General features: G+C 69.6%; 17 protein-coding genes, 1 tRNA gene and 1 pseudogene. 8 read left to right on the forward strand and 11 right to left on the reverse strand.

The annotated features are described in order from the left end of the window. The 4 genes from VET29_RS38725 to VET29_RS38740 form a co-directional block, all read right to left on the reverse strand. Window positions 1-790, reverse strand: a 790-nt coding sequence (locus tag VET29_RS38725) for a hypothetical protein (protein ID WP_324930565.1), incomplete at its 3' end; no start/stop codon positions are given. A gap of 135 nt (window positions 791-925) precedes the next feature. Continuing rightward, window positions 926-1,543 carry a hypothetical protein gene (locus VET29_RS38730; RefSeq protein WP_324930568.1) on the reverse strand — a complete coding sequence of 206 codons (618 nt, stop codon included), beginning with the start codon at window positions 1,541-1,543 and terminating at the stop codon, window positions 926-928. 31 nt (window positions 1,544-1,574) lie between these two features. Beyond that, window positions 1,575-2,033: a RidA family protein gene (locus VET29_RS38735; protein ID WP_324930571.1), complete on the reverse strand. Its 459-nt coding sequence runs from the start codon at window positions 2,031-2,033 to the stop codon at window positions 1,575-1,577. Continuing rightward, the gene (locus VET29_RS38740) at window positions 2,030-2,182 is read right to left on the reverse strand and encodes a hypothetical protein (RefSeq protein ID WP_324930574.1); all 153 of its coding nucleotides are present in this window, start codon (window positions 2,180-2,182) and stop codon (window positions 2,030-2,032) included. The genes VET29_RS38735 and VET29_RS38740 overlap by 4 nt, the downstream gene beginning before the upstream one ends. Before the next feature lie 34 nt (window positions 2,183-2,216). Here VET29_RS38740 and VET29_RS38745 point away from each other — a divergent pair, with 34 nt between their 5' ends. From VET29_RS38745 to VET29_RS38755, 3 genes are all read left to right on the forward strand, one after another. Further along, window positions 2,217-2,465, forward strand: a complete 249-nt coding sequence (locus VET29_RS38745) for a hypothetical protein (RefSeq protein ID WP_324930576.1) — start codon at window positions 2,217-2,219, stop codon at window positions 2,463-2,465. 120 nt (window positions 2,466-2,585) lie between these two features. Next, window positions 2,586-3,599 carry an ArsA-related P-loop ATPase gene (locus tag VET29_RS38750; RefSeq protein ID WP_324930578.1) on the forward strand — a complete coding sequence of 338 codons (1,014 nt, stop codon included), beginning with the start codon at window positions 2,586-2,588 and terminating at the stop codon, window positions 3,597-3,599. Continuing rightward, the gene (locus tag VET29_RS38755) at window positions 3,596-4,723 is read left to right on the forward strand and encodes an ArsA family ATPase (RefSeq protein ID WP_324930582.1); all 1,128 of its coding nucleotides are present in this window, start codon (window positions 3,596-3,598) and stop codon (window positions 4,721-4,723) included. Before VET29_RS38750 ends, VET29_RS38755 begins: the two co-directional genes overlap by 4 nt. A gap of 23 nt (window positions 4,724-4,746) precedes the next feature. On the opposite strand, the gene VET29_RS38760 is transcribed toward VET29_RS38755, so the two are convergent. Further along, window positions 4,747-5,046, reverse strand: a complete 300-nt coding sequence (locus VET29_RS38760) for a WhiB family transcriptional regulator (protein ID WP_324930585.1) — start codon at window positions 5,044-5,046, stop codon at window positions 4,747-4,749. 332 nt (window positions 5,047-5,378) lie between these two features. Between VET29_RS38760 and VET29_RS38765 the strand changes: the two genes are divergently transcribed. Beyond that, entirely contained in the window at window positions 5,379-7,895 is a 2,517-nt protein-coding gene (locus VET29_RS38765) for a transglycosylase domain-containing protein (protein ID WP_324930589.1), read from the forward strand. Between the two features lie 36 nt (window positions 7,896-7,931). Here the strand turns inward: VET29_RS38765 and VET29_RS38770 are convergent, their stop codons facing one another. After that, window positions 7,932-8,402, reverse strand: a complete 471-nt coding sequence (locus tag VET29_RS38770; RefSeq protein ID WP_324930592.1) for a GatB/YqeY domain-containing protein — start codon at window positions 8,400-8,402, stop codon at window positions 7,932-7,934. 80 nt (window positions 8,403-8,482) lie between these two features. Between VET29_RS38770 and VET29_RS38775 the strand changes: the two genes are divergently transcribed. The 4 genes from VET29_RS38775 (at window position 8,483) to VET29_RS38790 (ending at window position 13,197) form a co-directional block, all read left to right on the forward strand. Continuing rightward, window positions 8,483-9,448 carry a metallophosphoesterase gene (locus tag VET29_RS38775; RefSeq protein WP_324930595.1) on the forward strand — a complete coding sequence of 322 codons (966 nt, stop codon included), beginning with the start codon at window positions 8,483-8,485 and terminating at the stop codon, window positions 9,446-9,448. A 17-nt stretch (window positions 9,449-9,465) separates the two neighbouring features. Continuing rightward, window positions 9,466-9,539: transfer RNA gene (locus VET29_RS38780), tRNA-Pro, on the forward strand. Between the two features lie 814 nt (window positions 9,540-10,353). Further along, a complete protein-coding gene (locus VET29_RS38785; RefSeq protein WP_324930599.1) occupies window positions 10,354-11,145 on the forward strand; it encodes a hypothetical protein in 792 nt (263 codons plus the stop codon). Window positions 11,146-11,343: 198 nt separating this feature from the next. After that, a complete protein-coding gene (locus tag VET29_RS38790; protein ID WP_324930602.1) occupies window positions 11,344-13,197 on the forward strand; it encodes a S9 family peptidase in 1,854 nt (617 codons plus the stop codon). Here the strand turns inward: VET29_RS38790 and VET29_RS38795 are convergent. The 5 genes and pseudogenes from VET29_RS38795 to VET29_RS38815 form a co-directional block, all read right to left on the reverse strand. Beyond that, a complete protein-coding gene (locus VET29_RS38795; protein WP_324930605.1) occupies window positions 13,194-13,601 on the reverse strand; it encodes a VOC family protein in 408 nt (135 codons plus the stop codon). The two genes, VET29_RS38790 and VET29_RS38795, sit on opposite strands and share 4 nt — an antisense overlap. A gap of 10 nt (window positions 13,602-13,611) precedes the next feature. Next, the gene (locus VET29_RS38800) at window positions 13,612-14,031 is read right to left on the reverse strand and encodes a helix-turn-helix transcriptional regulator (protein ID WP_324930608.1); all 420 of its coding nucleotides are present in this window, start codon (window positions 14,029-14,031) and stop codon (window positions 13,612-13,614) included. An 11-nt stretch (window positions 14,032-14,042) separates the two neighbouring features. Then, window positions 14,043-14,519 (reverse strand): DNA starvation/stationary phase protection protein, encoded by a 477-nt coding sequence (locus VET29_RS38805; protein ID WP_324930611.1) that lies wholly within the window; start codon window positions 14,517-14,519, stop codon window positions 14,043-14,045. 59 nt (window positions 14,520-14,578) lie between these two features. Next, a complete protein-coding gene (locus tag VET29_RS38810; protein WP_324930614.1) occupies window positions 14,579-15,145 on the reverse strand; it encodes an NAD(P)H-dependent oxidoreductase in 567 nt (188 codons plus the stop codon). A 55-nt stretch (window positions 15,146-15,200) separates the two neighbouring features. Continuing rightward, window positions 15,201-15,394: pseudogene (locus tag VET29_RS38815) on the reverse strand (hypothetical protein); the annotation flags it as partial.

Here is a 15,394-nt window from a genome sequence, read left to right on the forward strand (position 1 = left end):
CCGGCTGCACGCGAGGCGGCTCGGCACGAGGCGGTTCGGGCAGTTCGGCACGGGGCGGTTCCGGCAGCTGGACGCGGGGCGGCTCGGGCGCCACCACGGACACCCGCGCCGGCTCGAGCCGCGGCGGCTCGGCGGGAGGCGGCGGGGCCGAGGGCCTGGCCGGTGCGATTCGGGCCGCTACGTACGCCGGCTCCACCTGCGGGCGGTTGAAGCCGGGACCGTCAAAAGGGATCTGTCGCGCGTTCCGCATCGCCTCCCGGTGGTACTCGCCGGGCTCGACGCCGTCCATCAGCACCTCGACCGAGGCGCGGATGCCGGCGCGGCGCAGCGCGTCCTCCACGCGGTAGGCGGTGGCCGGCGCGAACCCGCCCGGTCCGATGCCCACCAGCACCATCCGGTGCGGCACCGGCCCGGAGGCCGGTCCGGCGGGTGTGAGCCGCCACACGCACCACATGGACCGGATGTCCGGCAGTACGCCGAGCACCGGGCGCACCGCGTCGGCGACACCCCGCTCCGGGTCGAGGCCCTCGACGGCGCCGAACGCGAACCGGTGCCGGCCAGCGACCACCCGGTCGGTGACCATGAGCCGGTCGATCAGGTCCTGGTCCAGGTACATGTCGGTGAACAGCGACGCCAACTCGCCGTGCTGCTCGTGGCTCAGCACCACCCGACCGGCGACCAGGCAGCCGGCGAGGAACTCCAGCGACCGGTCCAGCTCGGCGGACGCGAGCATCTGGCGGGCGTCCGCCAGGGCGTCGTCGTCCAGCCGTCCTGCCAAGGACAGCAACAAGTCATGTATTCGAACCGGAAGCACCAAGCCTGGCCGGCTCACGGCACCCGGTCCTACCCCCCGCGCGACCTGTGTCACGGTCGGCTCCTTCCCAGCTTCTCGTCGACATCGACGGCTTGTGCTGGAGAGCTTGTCTTACCCCTGGTGCACGATCACCCCGGGCAGCAGCGACTCGGAAGCCGCCAGTGCCGCACGGTGATACGGCGGGAGCTCGATGCCCTCCGGCATGACCTCGACGCCTGGTTCGTGCGTCCCAAGAGCACGCAGCACGCGCTGCAGCTCCCCGGTCAACCGAGCGCAGCCCGTCGATGCCGTGACGAGCACGATCCTGGTGGTGGGTCCCAGCCCGGATCGGTGTCGTCGCCAACTCCCACGCACGTCGACCAACTCGGATCGACCGTGCAGGACCGCTCCGAGCACTACTGCTTCGGAGTCACCTAGGTTCACCCTTTCGGGCGACTCCGAGGTGAATGTGTAGTCGACTTCGTCGATTTGGTCCACCCACGGCACCGCATGTAGTCGCCCGGCGTCGGCACCGGCATCGAGCAATGCCGCGTTGAGCAGCATCGATTCACGCGCCGTGATCGCGACACGTTCTCTGAGCAATGTCAGCGGCAGCGCGCGTGCGAGCGCGTCCAGCGCCTCGCCGGCGAGCCAGTCCCGCAGCCGCCACAGCTGCCGGTCGGGCAGCCGCCCGGCCAGCCGCAGCAACAGCTCATGGCATGCGTCGGTGCGGTCGTCCAGATCGGTCATGCCGCCGCCTCCCGCGTTCCGCGAGTTCCGCTCATTCCCCGACCTCCACGATCAACTCGACCTCGACCGGCACGCCGAGCGGCAGCTCCGCCACCCCGACGGCCGAGCGGGCGTGCTGGCCCGCGTCCCCGAACACCTCGCCGAGCAGCTCGGACGCGCCGTTGACCACACCGGGCTGCCCGGTGAAGCCCTCCGCGGACGCGACGAACCCCACGACCTTGACCACCCGCGTGACCCGGTCGATGCCGACCAGGGCGTCCACGGCCGCGAGCGCGTTCAGCGCGCACGTGCGGGCGTGGCCCTTGGCCTCCTCCGGGCTGATCTCCCGGCCGACCTTGCCGGTCGCGGCGACCTTCCCGTCCACGAACGGCACCTGGCCCGCGGTGAACACCAGCGAGCCGGACCGCACGGCCGGGACGTAGGCACCGGCGGGCGCGGGCACCTTCGGCAGCTCGACACCCAGCTCGGCCAGGCGCGACGTCCAGCTCATCGCGGCCGCTTCAGGTAGGCCACCATCTGCTCGCCAGTCGGTCCCGGCAGCACCGTCACCAGCTCCCAGCCGTCCTCGCCCCACTGGTCGAGGATCTGCTTGGTCGCGTGGATCAGCAGCGGCACCGTGGCGTACTCCCACTTGGTCATGGTCCGCGACTCTATCCCGGTACCGTGTGTGCGCGTGGAGGGATGGCGGCTGTTGGCCGGCGCGCTGCTGGCCGTGAGCGGGATCGTGCTCATGCTGCTCGTCATGGCCAAGGCACGCGAGCGGCACGGCCGGGCAGCCGACGCGGCGATCGCCGGCGCGGTCTCGTTCGTGATCGTCGCGATCCTGGTCCTGCTCGTGCTGCTGGTGCTGCCGGTGGTGGTCGTGTGGAGCATCGTGGTCCTGGTCGGCGCCACCGTGACAGTGATGATGCTCGCTAGTTAGCCCTCTCCATGAGCGCGCGGTGGATTGCTCCACATACTCTGAATTCGTGAGCGGAGCTTGCGGAGCGAACCATCGACGCGGCGCCGACGAACGACGTCACCGAGCCTGCGGGGCAACGTCGTGAGCGGCGCGAGCACTCCTGTCGTCGGCTGGACCGAGCAGGTCGCCCGCGCGCGTCTTCACGTGGTCACCGGCAAGGGCGGGACCGGGAAGACCACCGTGGCGGCCGCGCTGGCGCTCGCCCTGGCCACGAACGGCCGGCGCGTGCTGCTCGTCGAGGTCGAGGGCCGCCAGGGCATCGCCCAGCTCTTCGACACCCACCCGCTGCCCTACGAGGAGCGCCGGATCGCGGCGGCGCCCGGGGGCGGCGAGGTCCGTGCGCTGCACGTGGACGCCGAGGCGGCGCTGCTCGAGTACTTCACGATGTTCTACAACCTGGGCTTCGCCGGCCGGACGCTGCGGCGGATGGGCGCCATCGAGTTCGCGACCACGCTCGCGCCGGGCCTGCGGGACGTGCTGCTCACCGGCAAGGTCAAGGAGACCGTCGGCCGCACCGACTCCAGTGGCCGGCACCGCTACGACGCGGTCGTCCTGGACGCCCCACCGACCGGCCGGATCGTGAAGTTCCTCGACGTCACCAAGGCCATGGCCGAGCTGGCCAAGGTCGGCCCGATCAAGGGCCAGAGCGACGGCGTGGTGCGGCTGCTGCACTCCGGCGACACGGCGGTGCACCTGGTCACGCTCCTGGAGGAGATGCCGGTGCGGGAGACGATCGACGCCGTCGAGGAGCTGGACGCCGCCGACCTGCGACCCGGCGCGGTGATCCTCAACCGGGTCCGCCCGCCGCGGCTGCCGGCCCGGTCCGTGACGCCGGCCGCGGGTGGCCGCGTCGACGCGTCCCGGGTGCGCGGCGGGCTCGAGGCCGCCGGGCTGGACCTGTCCGCGGCCGACCTGGACGGGCTGGTCGAGGAGACCGTCGAGCACGCCGTCCGCCAGCTCGCCGAGCAGCGGGCTCGCGAGCAGCTGGCCGGGATCGACCTGCCGGCCGTCGAGCTGCCCGAGCTCACCCTGGGGGTGGACACCACGGCGCTCTACGAGCTGGCCGAGGTCATGGTCGAGCAGGGGGTGCGATGACAGGGCAGCTCACGATCGACAGCCTGATCGACAACCCCGACATCCACGTGGTCATGTGCTGCGGCTCGGGCGGCGTCGGCAAGACGACGACGGCCGCCGCCATGGCCGTGCGGGCGGCCGAGCGCGGTCGCAAGACCGTGGTGCTGACCATCGACCCGGCACGCCGGCTCGCGCAGGCCCTCGGGCTCCGCGAGCTGGGCAACACTCCGAGGGAGGTCGAGGTCGACGGGTTCGAGCCGGCCGGCAAGCTCTCCGCGATGATGCTGGACATGCGCCGCACGTTCGACGACATGGTGCTGGCGCACGCGGGTGAGAAGCGGGCGCAGGAGGTGCTCGCCAACCCGTTCTACAAGACGATCTCCACGTCGTTCTCCGGCACGCAGGAGTACATGGCGATGGAGAAGCTGGGCCAGCTCGCGAGCGAGGGGACCTGGGACCTGATCATCGTCGACACCCCGCCCAGCCGGTCCGCGCTGGACTTCCTGGACGCGCCGCAGCGGATGTCGACCGCGCTGGACGGCCGCATGATCCGGCTGCTGTCCGCACCCGCGCGCGGTGGCGGCTGGGGTGTCCGGAAGGTCGTCGGCGCCGGGATCATGCTGTTCGCGAAGGCCGTGTCCACGATCGTGGGCGGCCAGCTGCTGGCCGACGCGTCGGCGTTCGTGCAGGCCTTCGACTCGATGTTCGGCGGGTTCAAGCAGCGGGCCCACAAGACCTACGAGCTGCTGCGGTCGTCCGGCACGTCGTTCGTGGTGGTGGCCTCGCCGGAGCCGGACGCGCTGCGTGAGGCCAGCTACTTCGTGGAACGGCTGGAGTCCGAGTCCATGCCGCTGGCCGGGCTCGTCGTCAACCGGACGCACCCGGTGCTCGCCGCGCTGCCGGCCGCGAAGGCGACCGCCGCGGCCGACGGTCTGGAGGCGCGCGGGGACGCCCCACTGGCCACCGCGGTCCTGCGCCTGCACGCGGACCGGGTGGCCGTACACGAACGCGAACGCCGGTTGCTTGCCCGGTTCACCAAGGCGCACCCGAACGTGCCGGCGGTCAGCGTGCCGGCCATGCCCTCCGACGTGCACGACCTGACCGGTCTGCGCACGATCGGCGAGCGGTTGGCCGGCACCCCCTGAGGACCTGAGGTCCCCTCGGGGCATCAGCCGACGCGAACGTCCTCGTCGAGGTGCTGACGCTTGGCCTCGGTCAGCACCTCCTGCCAGGACTCGACGTCCGGACGGCGACGGAGCAGTGCACGGCGCTCACGCTCCGTCATGCCGCCCCAGACACCGAACTCGATACGCCCGTCCAGGGCCTCTGCCAGGCATTCTGTGCGCACCGGGCACGCGATGCACACCAGCTTGGCCTTGCGCTGCTCCTTGCCACGTACGAAGAGCCCGTCCGGATCCTCGTCACGGCAGGCAGCGTTGACTCGCCAGTCCGACGGTTCTATCTGCATAACCCCCGCCCCTACGTGTCGTCACGACACCGTTGACCCCGGTTCCCCCCTTAGGTCCCGGGGCGCCGACGGCCGGCCGCTTGTGCGGTCGCCCGGTTCGGCTGTGTCTTCAGAGACGTTGACGGACTCTAGGGCCCCTCGGTTCCATGCAGAATGACCGGGGGCACACCCGTTACACAAAGTCAATAGAACTCAACCAGACGAATTGGCCAACGCGACCCATGTGCGGTGCGTCTTCAACACCGGAGGAGCTCCACCCTCCTGGGTGCTTGAAGGGGTTACCACAATTGGGTAAGCAACGGCCAAACAACGGCCCGCGTACGCTGACTCCCGTGCGAGTCGGAGACGGTCTGCTGAAGATGTTCGGCCTCTGCCTCCTGGCGGGGGTACTCGTGGCCGGGATGCTGTTCCCGGTGTTCGGGGCGCTGGGGGTTGCCTCCAACCAGGCGAGCGACACTATCGACAGTGTCTCCGCCGACCTGGTCACGACCGACCCTCCGTTGGTCACCAGAATCACCGACTCCCAGGGCAACACCATCGCGTTCCTGTACGCGCAGTACCGCGTGCCGGTGACGTCCAGGCAGATCTCGCCGGCCATGAAGGGCGCGCTGATCTCCATCGAGGACCGGCGTTTCTACGAGCACCATGGCGTGGACTGGAAAGGCACCGTCCGGGCGCTGATCAGCAACTCGTCATCCGGCGACACACAGGGCGCGTCGACGCTCACGCAGCAGTACGTCAAGAACTACCTCATCAACGTCGTCTACCGGGACAAGGTCGGCGTCGACGAGGACCCGGACATGGAGATCGGGCGGCAGCGGGCGCAGGAGCAGACGGTCACCCGAAAGCTGCGCGAGGCGCGGCTGGCCATCCAGATCGAGCAGAAGATGTCCAAGGAGGAGATCCTCACCGGATACCTCAACGTCGTCGAGTTCAGCGACCGGATCTTCGGCGTCGGCGCGGCCGCGCAGGCCTATTTCCACACCACGCCGGACAAGCTGTCCGTCACGCAGGCCGCGCTGCTCGCGGGCATGGTCAACAACCCGAGCCTGTACAACCCGTGGAAGCGCCCCGAGGAGACGCTCAAGCGGCGCAACCGGGTGCTCGACACGATGGTCACGACGAACCGGCTGTCGAAGGCGGACGCGGCGGAGGCCAAGAAGGAACCGCTCGGCGTCCTGCCCGACGGCCCGGACCGGCCGCCGGCCAACTGCGTCGGCGCGGGCCCGCAGGGCGGGTTCTTCTGCCAGTACGTCGAGGACTACCTGATGAAGATCGGGATGTTCTCGATGGACCAGCTGTACTCCGGTGGGTACACGATCAAGACCACGTACGACGCCCGCGCCACGCAGATCGCGAAGGAGGCCGTCGAGCACCAGGTGCCGAAGACCACCGTGGGCATCGCCAACACGATGGCGATCGTGCGGCCCGGCAAGGAACGACACGAGGTCGTCGCGCTGGTCGCCAACCGCGACTACGGCCTCGACGGCAACGCGGGCCAGACCACGATCGCCTACCCGTACGGCGTGATGAACAAGTTCGGCGCCGGGTCGACGTACAAGATCTTCACTTCGGCGGCGTTCCTGGAGAAGGGCGGCGGCATCAACAACGTGATCGAGACGCCGTCCTCGTTCACGTCGACCAAGTTCACCGGTGGCGGCAAGAAGTGCCCACGCTCGCCGGCGGCCAACGACGGCGACACCCGCATGTACTGCCTGTCGAACGCCAGCACCGGCTACCCGGACCACATGACGCTGCAGCAGGCGCTCGCCACCTCGCCGAACACCGGCTTCGTGAAGCTGGAGGAGCGGGTCGGCATGGACGCGGTGGTCAACATGGCCAACCGGCTGGGCCTGCGCGAGACCATGGCCACCAACATGAGCGGCCAGACCCCGAACCCGAGCTCGCAGAACGAGAACGTCAACCAGTCCCAGACGCAGTTCTTCGGCCCCAAGGCCAACTACCCCGGCAACGCGTCGTTCACGCTGAGCCCGGCGCCGGTGAGCCCGCTGGAGATGGCGAACGTGTCCGCGACCCTCATGAGCGGCGGCAAGTGGTGCCCGCCGACGCCGCTGGTCGAGGTGCTGGACCGCAACGGCAAGAAGCTCGACCTCACCAAGTTCGAGGAGCCGTGCGAGCAGGTCGTCGAGGAGCCGCTCGCGAACTCGCTGGTGCAGGGCATGAGCAAGGACGACCAGGGCAGCGGCACCTCGGCGGGCGCGGCACGCACGTTCGGCTGGACGCGCCCCCTGGCCGGCAAGACCGGCACGACGCAGGAGTACAAGTCGGCCGCGTTCGTCGGCGCGACCCCGCAGCTGGCCGGCTCGACGATGGTCTTCAACGACAGTGCGAAGCCCCGGCCCATCTGCGACGGGACCGCGTCCGGCGTGCCGCCCAGGCTGTGTGGCAGCGGGTCCATCTTCGGCGGCCGCGCGCCGGCCCGGACGTGGTACGAGGCGATGAACCGGATCCTCGAGGGCCAGCCGGTGATGGGCCTGCCGCCGGCCGACCCGAAGTACCTCAACGGCGGCCCGGGCACCCAGGTGCCCGACGTGGTCGGCAGGACACAGGCCGACGCCACGTCGACGCTGCAGAACGCGGGCTACCCGGTGGCGGTCAAGCAGGTGAACCGGGCCGAGCCCAAGGGTCAGGTCGTCAACCAGTCCCCGCGCGGCTCGGCCCTGTCAGGGGAGACGGTGACGATCTACGTGAGCACCGGTTACGTGCCGCCGCCGGAGACCCAGGCGCCTCCGCCGGGCAGCGGCACACCTCCCCCCGGCAACGGGCCTGGTAACGGGCCCGGCGGCCCCGGACCAGGTGGTGGCGGGGGCGGCAGAGGAGGCGGCTGACGTTGGAGAGGCCCGGGCTTCGCGCCCGGGCCTCTTTCAGTTCTGCAGGTGCGACCGCACGACGGCCGCGACCCGGCCACCTTCCGCACGGCCGGCGATCCTGGCGTTGGCGGCCTTCATGACCTGGCCCATCTGACGCTGGCCGGGCGCCGCGCCGAGCTGCTCGGTGACCTCCGCGACGGCCTCGGTGACGAGCCTGGCGAGCTCGTCGTCGTCCAGTTGTTCGGGGAGGTAGCCGGTGAGCACCGCGCCCTCGTCCCGCTCGGCCTGAGCGGACTCCGTCCGGCCGGCCCCCGCGAACGCCTCAGCGGCCTCGCGACGCTTCTTCACCTCGCGGGTGAGGACCTTCTCCACCTCGGCGTCCGACAGCTCACGGGCCTCGTCACCGGCCACCTCCTCGGTGGTGATCGCCGCGAGGGCCATGCGCAGTGCGGCCATGCGAGTCGTCTCCCGGGCCTTGATCGCCGCGGCGAGATCGGACTGCAACCGTGCCTTGAGGTCAGCCATGGAAGCGAAGACTACTGGTCAGCGCGCTCGGGTTCACGGCGGTTTCCGGTGCGCCGGGCCGGCCATCTACCCTCGGATAGGTGGGAAACTTGGCGCGGAACATCGGACGCACGGCACTGGGCGCGACGGCGGTGGGTACTGCCACCCTGGCGTACGCGGCCGGCATCGAACGCAGGCACTGGACGCTGCGGCAGGCGACCCTGCCGGTGTTGGCGGAAGGCGCCCGGCCGCTGCGCGTCCTGCATATCTCCGACCTGCACATGACCCCCAACCAGAAGTCGAAGCAGCGCTGGGTGTCCGAGCTGGCCGAGCTGAACCCGGACTTCGTGGTGAACACCGGCGACAACCTGGCACACCAGAACGCGGTACCGGCGGTCATCCGCGCACTGGGCCCGCTGCTGGACGTGCCGGGCGTGTTCGTCTTCGGCAGCAACGACTACTACGCGCCGAGGCCGAAGAACCCGGTGCGCTACCTGACGAAGACCTACAAGCGGATCCACGGCATTCCACTGCCGTGGCGCGACCTGCGCGCGGCCATGGTGGAACGAGGCTGGCACGACCTGACCCATGTACGCCGCCTACTGACGGTGGACGGCCAGACGATAGCCGTGGCCGGCGTGGACGACCCCCACCTGCGCCGAGACCGCTACTCGGACATAGCAGGCAAGCCGGACCGAAGCGCGACCCTACGCCTGGGCGTGACGCACTCACCGGAGCCACGGGTCCTGGACGCCTTCGCGGAGGACGGCTACGACCTGGTGATGGCAGGCCACACCCACGGCGGACAGCTGCGAGTACCCGGCTACGGCGCGATCGTGACGAACTGTCAACTGGACCGGACCAGGGCACGAGGGGCCTCGCGATGGGGCGCCCACATGTGGCTGCACGTGTCCGCGGGCCTGGGGACCTCACCGTACGCACCGGTACGTTTCGCCTGCCCCCCCGAGGCGAGCCTGCTGACCCTCGTACCCCGCGCGACCAGCGGCAATGAGGAGGACGGTGCCACAGACAGTGCCCGCTTCGGGGCAGGAGCGGACGTCGGATAGACTTCTGTCCGTACCACCGGGGTGTGGCGCAGCTTGGTAGCGCGCTTCGTTCGGGACGAAGAAGTCGCAGGTTCAAATCCTGTCACCCCGACGCATTTCAGGCCCTGTCCAGAGTGGATCTGGACAGGGCCTGACGCGTCTTGGGTGACTAAGTGAGTGACTAGCAGCCCGCAACTGCATCCATCCGCAGCAGAGATCAAGGCCATGGGGGCCTCGTTGCGAGATCCCACCCCATGGCAAGGCCTTACAGCTAGTCCCGCTTTCTCATCGTGACCGCCACAACGCCATGACAGCAACGTAACCCCTCCATAGTTGATCTCCCTTTTCGTTCTTCCCAGGTCGGTCGGTTTCGATCTTCGGGAAACCTTGGTAAGTCGGCCCCGGGCCTGGAACAACCTGGGTTCACATCAAGGAGATCAACTATTCAGTTGGCCAATCGAAGTAGGCCCGGGCTTGTGTTACGCGCGGCAACGAGCTTGATCGAGACACCGCCGCAGTTGTGGTGCAGACGGTGCGGTTCAGCCTTCTGGTCAAACGTGCGGAAAGCGAACACGACTTCACCATGAGACCCGCAGTGTGGCCGGTTGTCCCGCCCGCGCCTTGCGGCAGAAGGACACGTCACGGCTCGACCAAGAACCGGCCCACTTGTCAGGTGACCTCGCAGTTGGGCGGTTGTCGTCGCACTCGGCATAGCCAGGACCCCGCAGGTAGCGCGAACTGCTCAGGCAGTGGTTCGACCAACCAAAGTATTAGCTCGATCGGGGGATAGCTGGTGCGCTGTGTAACGGGGGGTTGGGGTTCTGCGAGTTTCTTGGCGGTGTGCCTAGTCCGTGACAGCCGGGAGGTTTCTTATGGGTCTTCGACGTTGGCTTTCGGTTGCTTTGGGGGTCGGGCTCGGGTTTTCCGTGGCGCCCTCGGTCGCGGTTGCGGCGCCGCCGGATCCGAGCAGTATCGCCGTCAGCGCGACGGCGTTGGCGCCCGGTGACACGTTTACCGCCTCGGTTGAGCTTTTCAATCCGCAGGCGTTCACCGTGACCTTTGCCAAGGCTCAGGTTCGGACGGTCGAGGCGTCCGCCGTCGATCTCCTCGATCTTGTCTCCTGTTCCGGCACCACTTCGGACTGCTTCGTTCAGGGCAGCAGTTTTCGGGGGCCCGTCGGGGATCTCGCGCCCGGTCAGCAGCGAACAGTGGTCTTCACCTTCAAGGTGAAGAGCACCGCGCCGGCCGGTAGTTACACCCTGGAGCACCAGCTCGTCGGGGACAACTTCTCGTTCTCGGCCTCGACCGGGCCGGTGCTCACCATCACGCCGCCGGCCGCCGATATCGCCGTTTCGCTCGACGCCTCGCCTCGGGGGATTCTGACGTCCCGCGTCACCTACACGGTTTCCGTCACCAACCTTGGGCCTGGCGGGCCTTCGAACGTCCGGGTCGGCGGCAACTACGCGGCCGGGTTCTCCTGGGCCGGCGGGAATGGTTGCGTCCGGACGACTGGCCGCGCCGTTCAGTGTGACTTCTCGGCGGTTCCCGTCGGTGGTCATGCCTCCGCCTCGTTCTCCGTCGACGCCGGGTTGCTCGCGCTCGGCGGCTTCACCACCACCGTCTCCCGCGTGACCAGCACACCTCCCGATCCCCACAGTGGTAACGACAGCGCCAGCCGAACCTGCTCGGCGCTCACCGGCCTGCTCGTGCTGTGCTGACGGATCGACACCAGGTCAGGCCCCGGTCGCGAAATGGCGCGGTCGGGGCCTGACCGTCGGTACCCGTCAAGACCGGGCCGCGGTCGAGCGGCTCGTCGGTGCCGGAGCGACCGTCTCCGTCTCGCACGAGCTGGGCCGGACCGCGTCGAGATGCGGGATCCGGACGGCGACGAGTTCTGTGTGCTGTAGGTACCGGCCATGAGGCAGGATCAGGGGGTGAGCAACCACACGCCCGCCGAGGTCCCCGACACCCTGTTCGCCGACGCCGATGCCGAGTCGCGGTGGCGGGCGCGGTTCACCGCGGCCCGTGTCTCCCTCCCCCACTGGGCCCGGGACGTGCCGGACCGCAACATCTACATCTCCAACGCGAGCGGTGTCTTCGAGGTCTACGCGTGGGACCGGGCCACCGACACCCACCGCCAGGTCACCGACCGGCCCAACGGCACCTACAACAGCGCCATCAGCCCGGACGGCGAGGCCATCTGGTGGTTCAAGGACTCCGACGGCGACGAGTTCGGCAGCTGGGTCCGGGAGAGCTTCGCCGGACGCGCTCATGACGACGAGCCGGCCTCGGCCGTGCCCGGCAGCGTCCCCGGTTACCCGGCCGGGCTCGGCATCGGGCGTTCGGTCACCGTGCTCGGCGTGTCCAACGACGACGGGACGACCGTGTTCGTCGCGCGGGACGGGGCGCCGGCTCAGGTGATCTACCAGGACGAGCACGACGGCGGTGTCTCCGCGCTGTCACGGGACGAGACGCTCATCGCCATCGAGCACTCCGAGCACGGGGACAACCGGCACCCCGCACTTCGCGTGCTGACCCTGGACGGCCGGACCGTCGCCGAGAAGTGGGACGGGGAAGGCAAGGGCCTCGACGCCATCGACTTCAGTCCAGTCGCCGGGGACCAGCGGCTACTCGTGCGGCACGAGCGGCGGGGCCAGGAGGAGCTGCTGGTCTGGGACCTCGGTGACGACACCGAGACCGAGCTGACCATCGAGCTGCCCGGTGAGCTGGCCGCCGACTGGTACCCGGACGGGTCCGCGCTCGTCGTCGTGCACACGCACGAGGCACGCAACACCGTGTACCGCTTCGACCTCACCAGCGGCACGCTGACCAAGCTCGACACCCCGCCCGGCACGATCGGCTCCGTCGACGTCCGCCCCGACCAGACCGTCGAGTACTCGTGGTCCAACGCGGCTCGCCCCGGTGTGGTGCGTGCCCTGTACAGCGACGGCACCGAGCGGGTCCTGCTCGAGCCGCCCGGGCACAAGGCGCCGCCGTCGGTCGAGCTGCAGGACGTCTTCGTGCCCAGTGAGGGTGGCCAGGTGCACGCGCTGTACGCCCGGCCGGCCGGCGCGCCCGACGGGCCGCTGCCCACGGTCTTCTCCCTGCACGGCGGCCCGCACTCGCAGGACGAGGACCGCTTCTCGGCCTATCGCGCCGTGTGGCTGGACGCCGGGTTCGCGGTCGTGCACGTCAACTACCGCGGCTCCTCCGGTTACGGCTCGCGGTGGCGGGACGCCATCGAGGGGCGGCCGGGGCTGACCGAGCTGGCCGACGTCGCCGCGGTGCACGCCTGGGCCGTGGAGAAGGGCCTCGCCGACCCGGCGAAATGCGTGGTCAACGGCGCGTCCTGGGGTGGCTACCTGTCGCTGCTCGCCCTCGGCACCCAGCCACGCCTGTGGGCGGCCGGTGTCGCGGGCGTGCCCGTCGCGGACTACCTCGCCGCGTACGAGGACGAGATGGAGCCGCTGCGGGCGTTCGACCGGGCACTCTTCGGTGGGTCACCTGACGAGGTGAGGGACCGATACGTCGAGTGCTCCCCCATCACGTACGTGGACCGCGTGAGCGCCCCCGTCCTCGTGGTGGCCGGGGAGAACGACCCGCGCTGCCCGATCCGCCAGATCGAGAACTACCTCGCTCGCCTGGCGGAACGGGACAGCCCGTACGAGGTGTACCGGTACGACGCGGGGCACGGCTCGCTGGTGGTGGCCGAGACGATCAAGCAGACGGCCATCGAGGTGCACTTCGTCCGCCGGCACCTCGGTCTCTAGAGCCGCTGCGCGAACCGCACCATGTTGCCCGACGGGTCGCGGAACGCGCAGTCGCGCTTGGCGTAGCCCTGGTCGATCGGCTCCTGCAGCACCTCGGCGCCGGCGGCGCGGAGCTCCTCGAACGTCTTGTCCACGTCGTCGGTCCAGAAGATGAGGCTGCCGAGGGATCCCTTGGCCAGCAAGGCTTTCAGCGGCTCGCGGTCGGGCCCCGGAACAACCGGCGGCCCGATCGCGAGCAGGCCGATCTCGATCTCGGGCTGGGACGGCGGGGAGACGGTCACCCAGCGGTTCTCGCCCATCGGCGCGTCGGTCCGCACCTCCAGGCCGACGACGTCCCGGTAGAACGCGATCGCGGCGTCCTGGTCGTGCACGTACAGGAACGAGTGGGAAAGCTTCAGATCCATGCCGCGAACCCTAGGAACGCGACGCGGCCCGCGCTTCTCGAAACCTGCTCGGCCTCGTCATCCGCTGCGCGTGGCAGCCGGGCACGACGGCCACCGCGTCGTGTGTGCGGGCGCGGTACACGCTCGGCGGTTCGCCAACCAGCTCGGTGAACCGGGCGCTGAACGAGCCGAGGGACGTGCACCCCACCGCCATGCAGACCTCGGTCACCGAGAGGTCGCCCTTGCGCAACAACGCTTTCGCTCGTTCAATGCGTCGCGTCATCAGGTAGCCGTACGGCGTCTCCCCGTAGGCGGCACGGAACTGCCGGGCGAAGTGCGAGGGCGACATCAGCGCGGCGCGGGCCATCGCGGGCACGTTCAGTGGGCTGGCGTACTCGCGGTCCATGAGGTCACGGGCGCGGCGCAGGTGCGTGAGATCCTCCGGCGTCACACCGCGTCACGTTAGGCCGTCTGGGCCTGCCACATCCAGTGCTGCTTCTCCAGCTCGGCGGCGACCTCGATCAGCAGGTCCTGGGTGACCAGGTCGGACTTGTCGGTCTCGTCGATGCGCTTGCGCAGCCGCTGGATGATCTGGCCGAGGATGTCGACGATCGCGGCCACGGTGGACTCGACCGTCTGCCAGTTGTCGGGGTACTCCGGCACGCCGGAGCTTGCCACGACCGTCTTCGCCTTGCCGTTCGGCGAGATGCCGATGGCGTTCGCGCGCTCCGCCACGTCGTCGGTGTACTGGCGGGCGGCGGCGACCAGCTCGTCGAGCTGGAGGTGCGCGCTGCGGAAGTTCTGGCCCACGACGTTCCAGTGCGCCTGCTTCGCGATCAGCGACAGGTCGACCAGGTCGACCAGCGTGGCTTGGAGGACGGCGCCAGTCGTCTCGCGGTCGGCGTCGCCGAGGGGACTGGTAATCGGAGACTTGGTCATCTGCAACCTCCTTGGGGGTTCATCAGCGGGAACTATCGGATACCCAAGGAGATTCCTGGTCACACGCGGGATGTGGCGAACTCCACCACCTGTGCCCCGATCGTGCGAAGAGTCGAGGCGACCTGCTCGTCCGAGCAGGCGCCGTCCGCCTCGAACCGCACGTCCGCGGAGTTCACGGCCGCGCCGAGCGGGGTCGGCCAGCCACGTAGCGCGTGCACGATCGAGCGGAGCGACGTGAGCGTGTTGACGGCGGCCTGCCAGCCACGGGCGGCGGCCACGCAGCCGACGGCCCGGGCGTCGAGGTAGGGCCTGCGGTCCTCACGGAGGTCCTCGATGTAGTCGAGGGCGTTCTTGACCAGGCCGGACACCGTGCCGTGGTAGCCGGGCGAGACGAGGACCACGCCGTCGGCGTTGCGTATTTCCTCGACCAGCCGGTACGCGGAGGGGCTGCGCTCGGGCACGGCCGGGTCGTAGAAGGGCAGGACCAGGTCGGCGCCGGTGATGAGGGTCGTCTTCGCGCCCGCTCGCTCCGCTCCGTCCAGCGCGATGCGCAGGGCGCGCTCCGACTGCGAGTCGGCACGCAGCGACCCGCCGATGCCGACGACGTTCACGGTCCCGCCGCTCACGACGTCCCCTCGCGGGCCCCGTGGTTCGCTCCGCACGCTCCGGTCACGCCTTCGATCATCCCCCATTTCCGGGGCGTGCGGAGAGCAGCAGCGCGAGCTGTTCGGCATAGTGCTCGACCAGCTCGGGGGTGATGGCCTTGACGCCGAACACGCCGCGGGCCAGCTGTGGGTAGACGGTCAGCGCGTTCGCCGCGCTCAGTGCGATCAGGTGCACGGCGGCCGGGTCCAGCCGCGGGTCGAGCTCGCCGG

Source organism: Actinophytocola sp. (assembly GCF_035634895.1).
Lineage (GTDB): Bacteria > Actinomycetota > Actinomycetes > Mycobacteriales > Pseudonocardiaceae > Actinophytocola.

Coding starts and splice junctions, on each gene's coding strand:
- VET29_RS38730 (WP_324930568.1), bottom strand. CDS start 1,543: ATGACCGATCTGGACGACCGCACCGACGCATGCCATGAGCTGTTGCTG.
- VET29_RS38735 (WP_324930571.1), bottom strand. CDS start 2,033: ATGAGCTGGACGTCGCGCCTGGCCGAGCTGGGTGTCGAGCTGCCGAAG.
- VET29_RS38740 (WP_324930574.1), bottom strand. CDS start 2,182: ATGACCAAGTGGGAGTACGCCACGGTGCCGCTGCTGATCCACGCGACC.
- VET29_RS38755 (WP_324930582.1), top strand. CDS start 3,596: ATGACAGGGCAGCTCACGATCGACAGCCTGATCGACAACCCCGACATC.
- VET29_RS38760 (WP_324930585.1), bottom strand. CDS start 5,046: ATGCAGATAGAACCGTCGGACTGGCGAGTCAACGCTGCCTGCCGTGAC.
- VET29_RS38770 (WP_324930592.1), bottom strand. CDS start 8,402: ATGGCTGACCTCAAGGCACGGTTGCAGTCCGATCTCGCCGCGGCGATC.
- VET29_RS38790 (WP_324930602.1), top strand. CDS start 11,344: ATGAGGCAGGATCAGGGGGTGAGCAACCACACGCCCGCCGAGGTCCCC.
- VET29_RS38795 (WP_324930605.1), bottom strand. CDS start 13,601: ATGGATCTGAAGCTTTCCCACTCGTTCCTGTACGTGCACGACCAGGAC.
- VET29_RS38805 (WP_324930611.1), bottom strand. CDS start 14,519: ATGACCAAGTCTCCGATTACCAGTCCCCTCGGCGACGCCGACCGCGAG.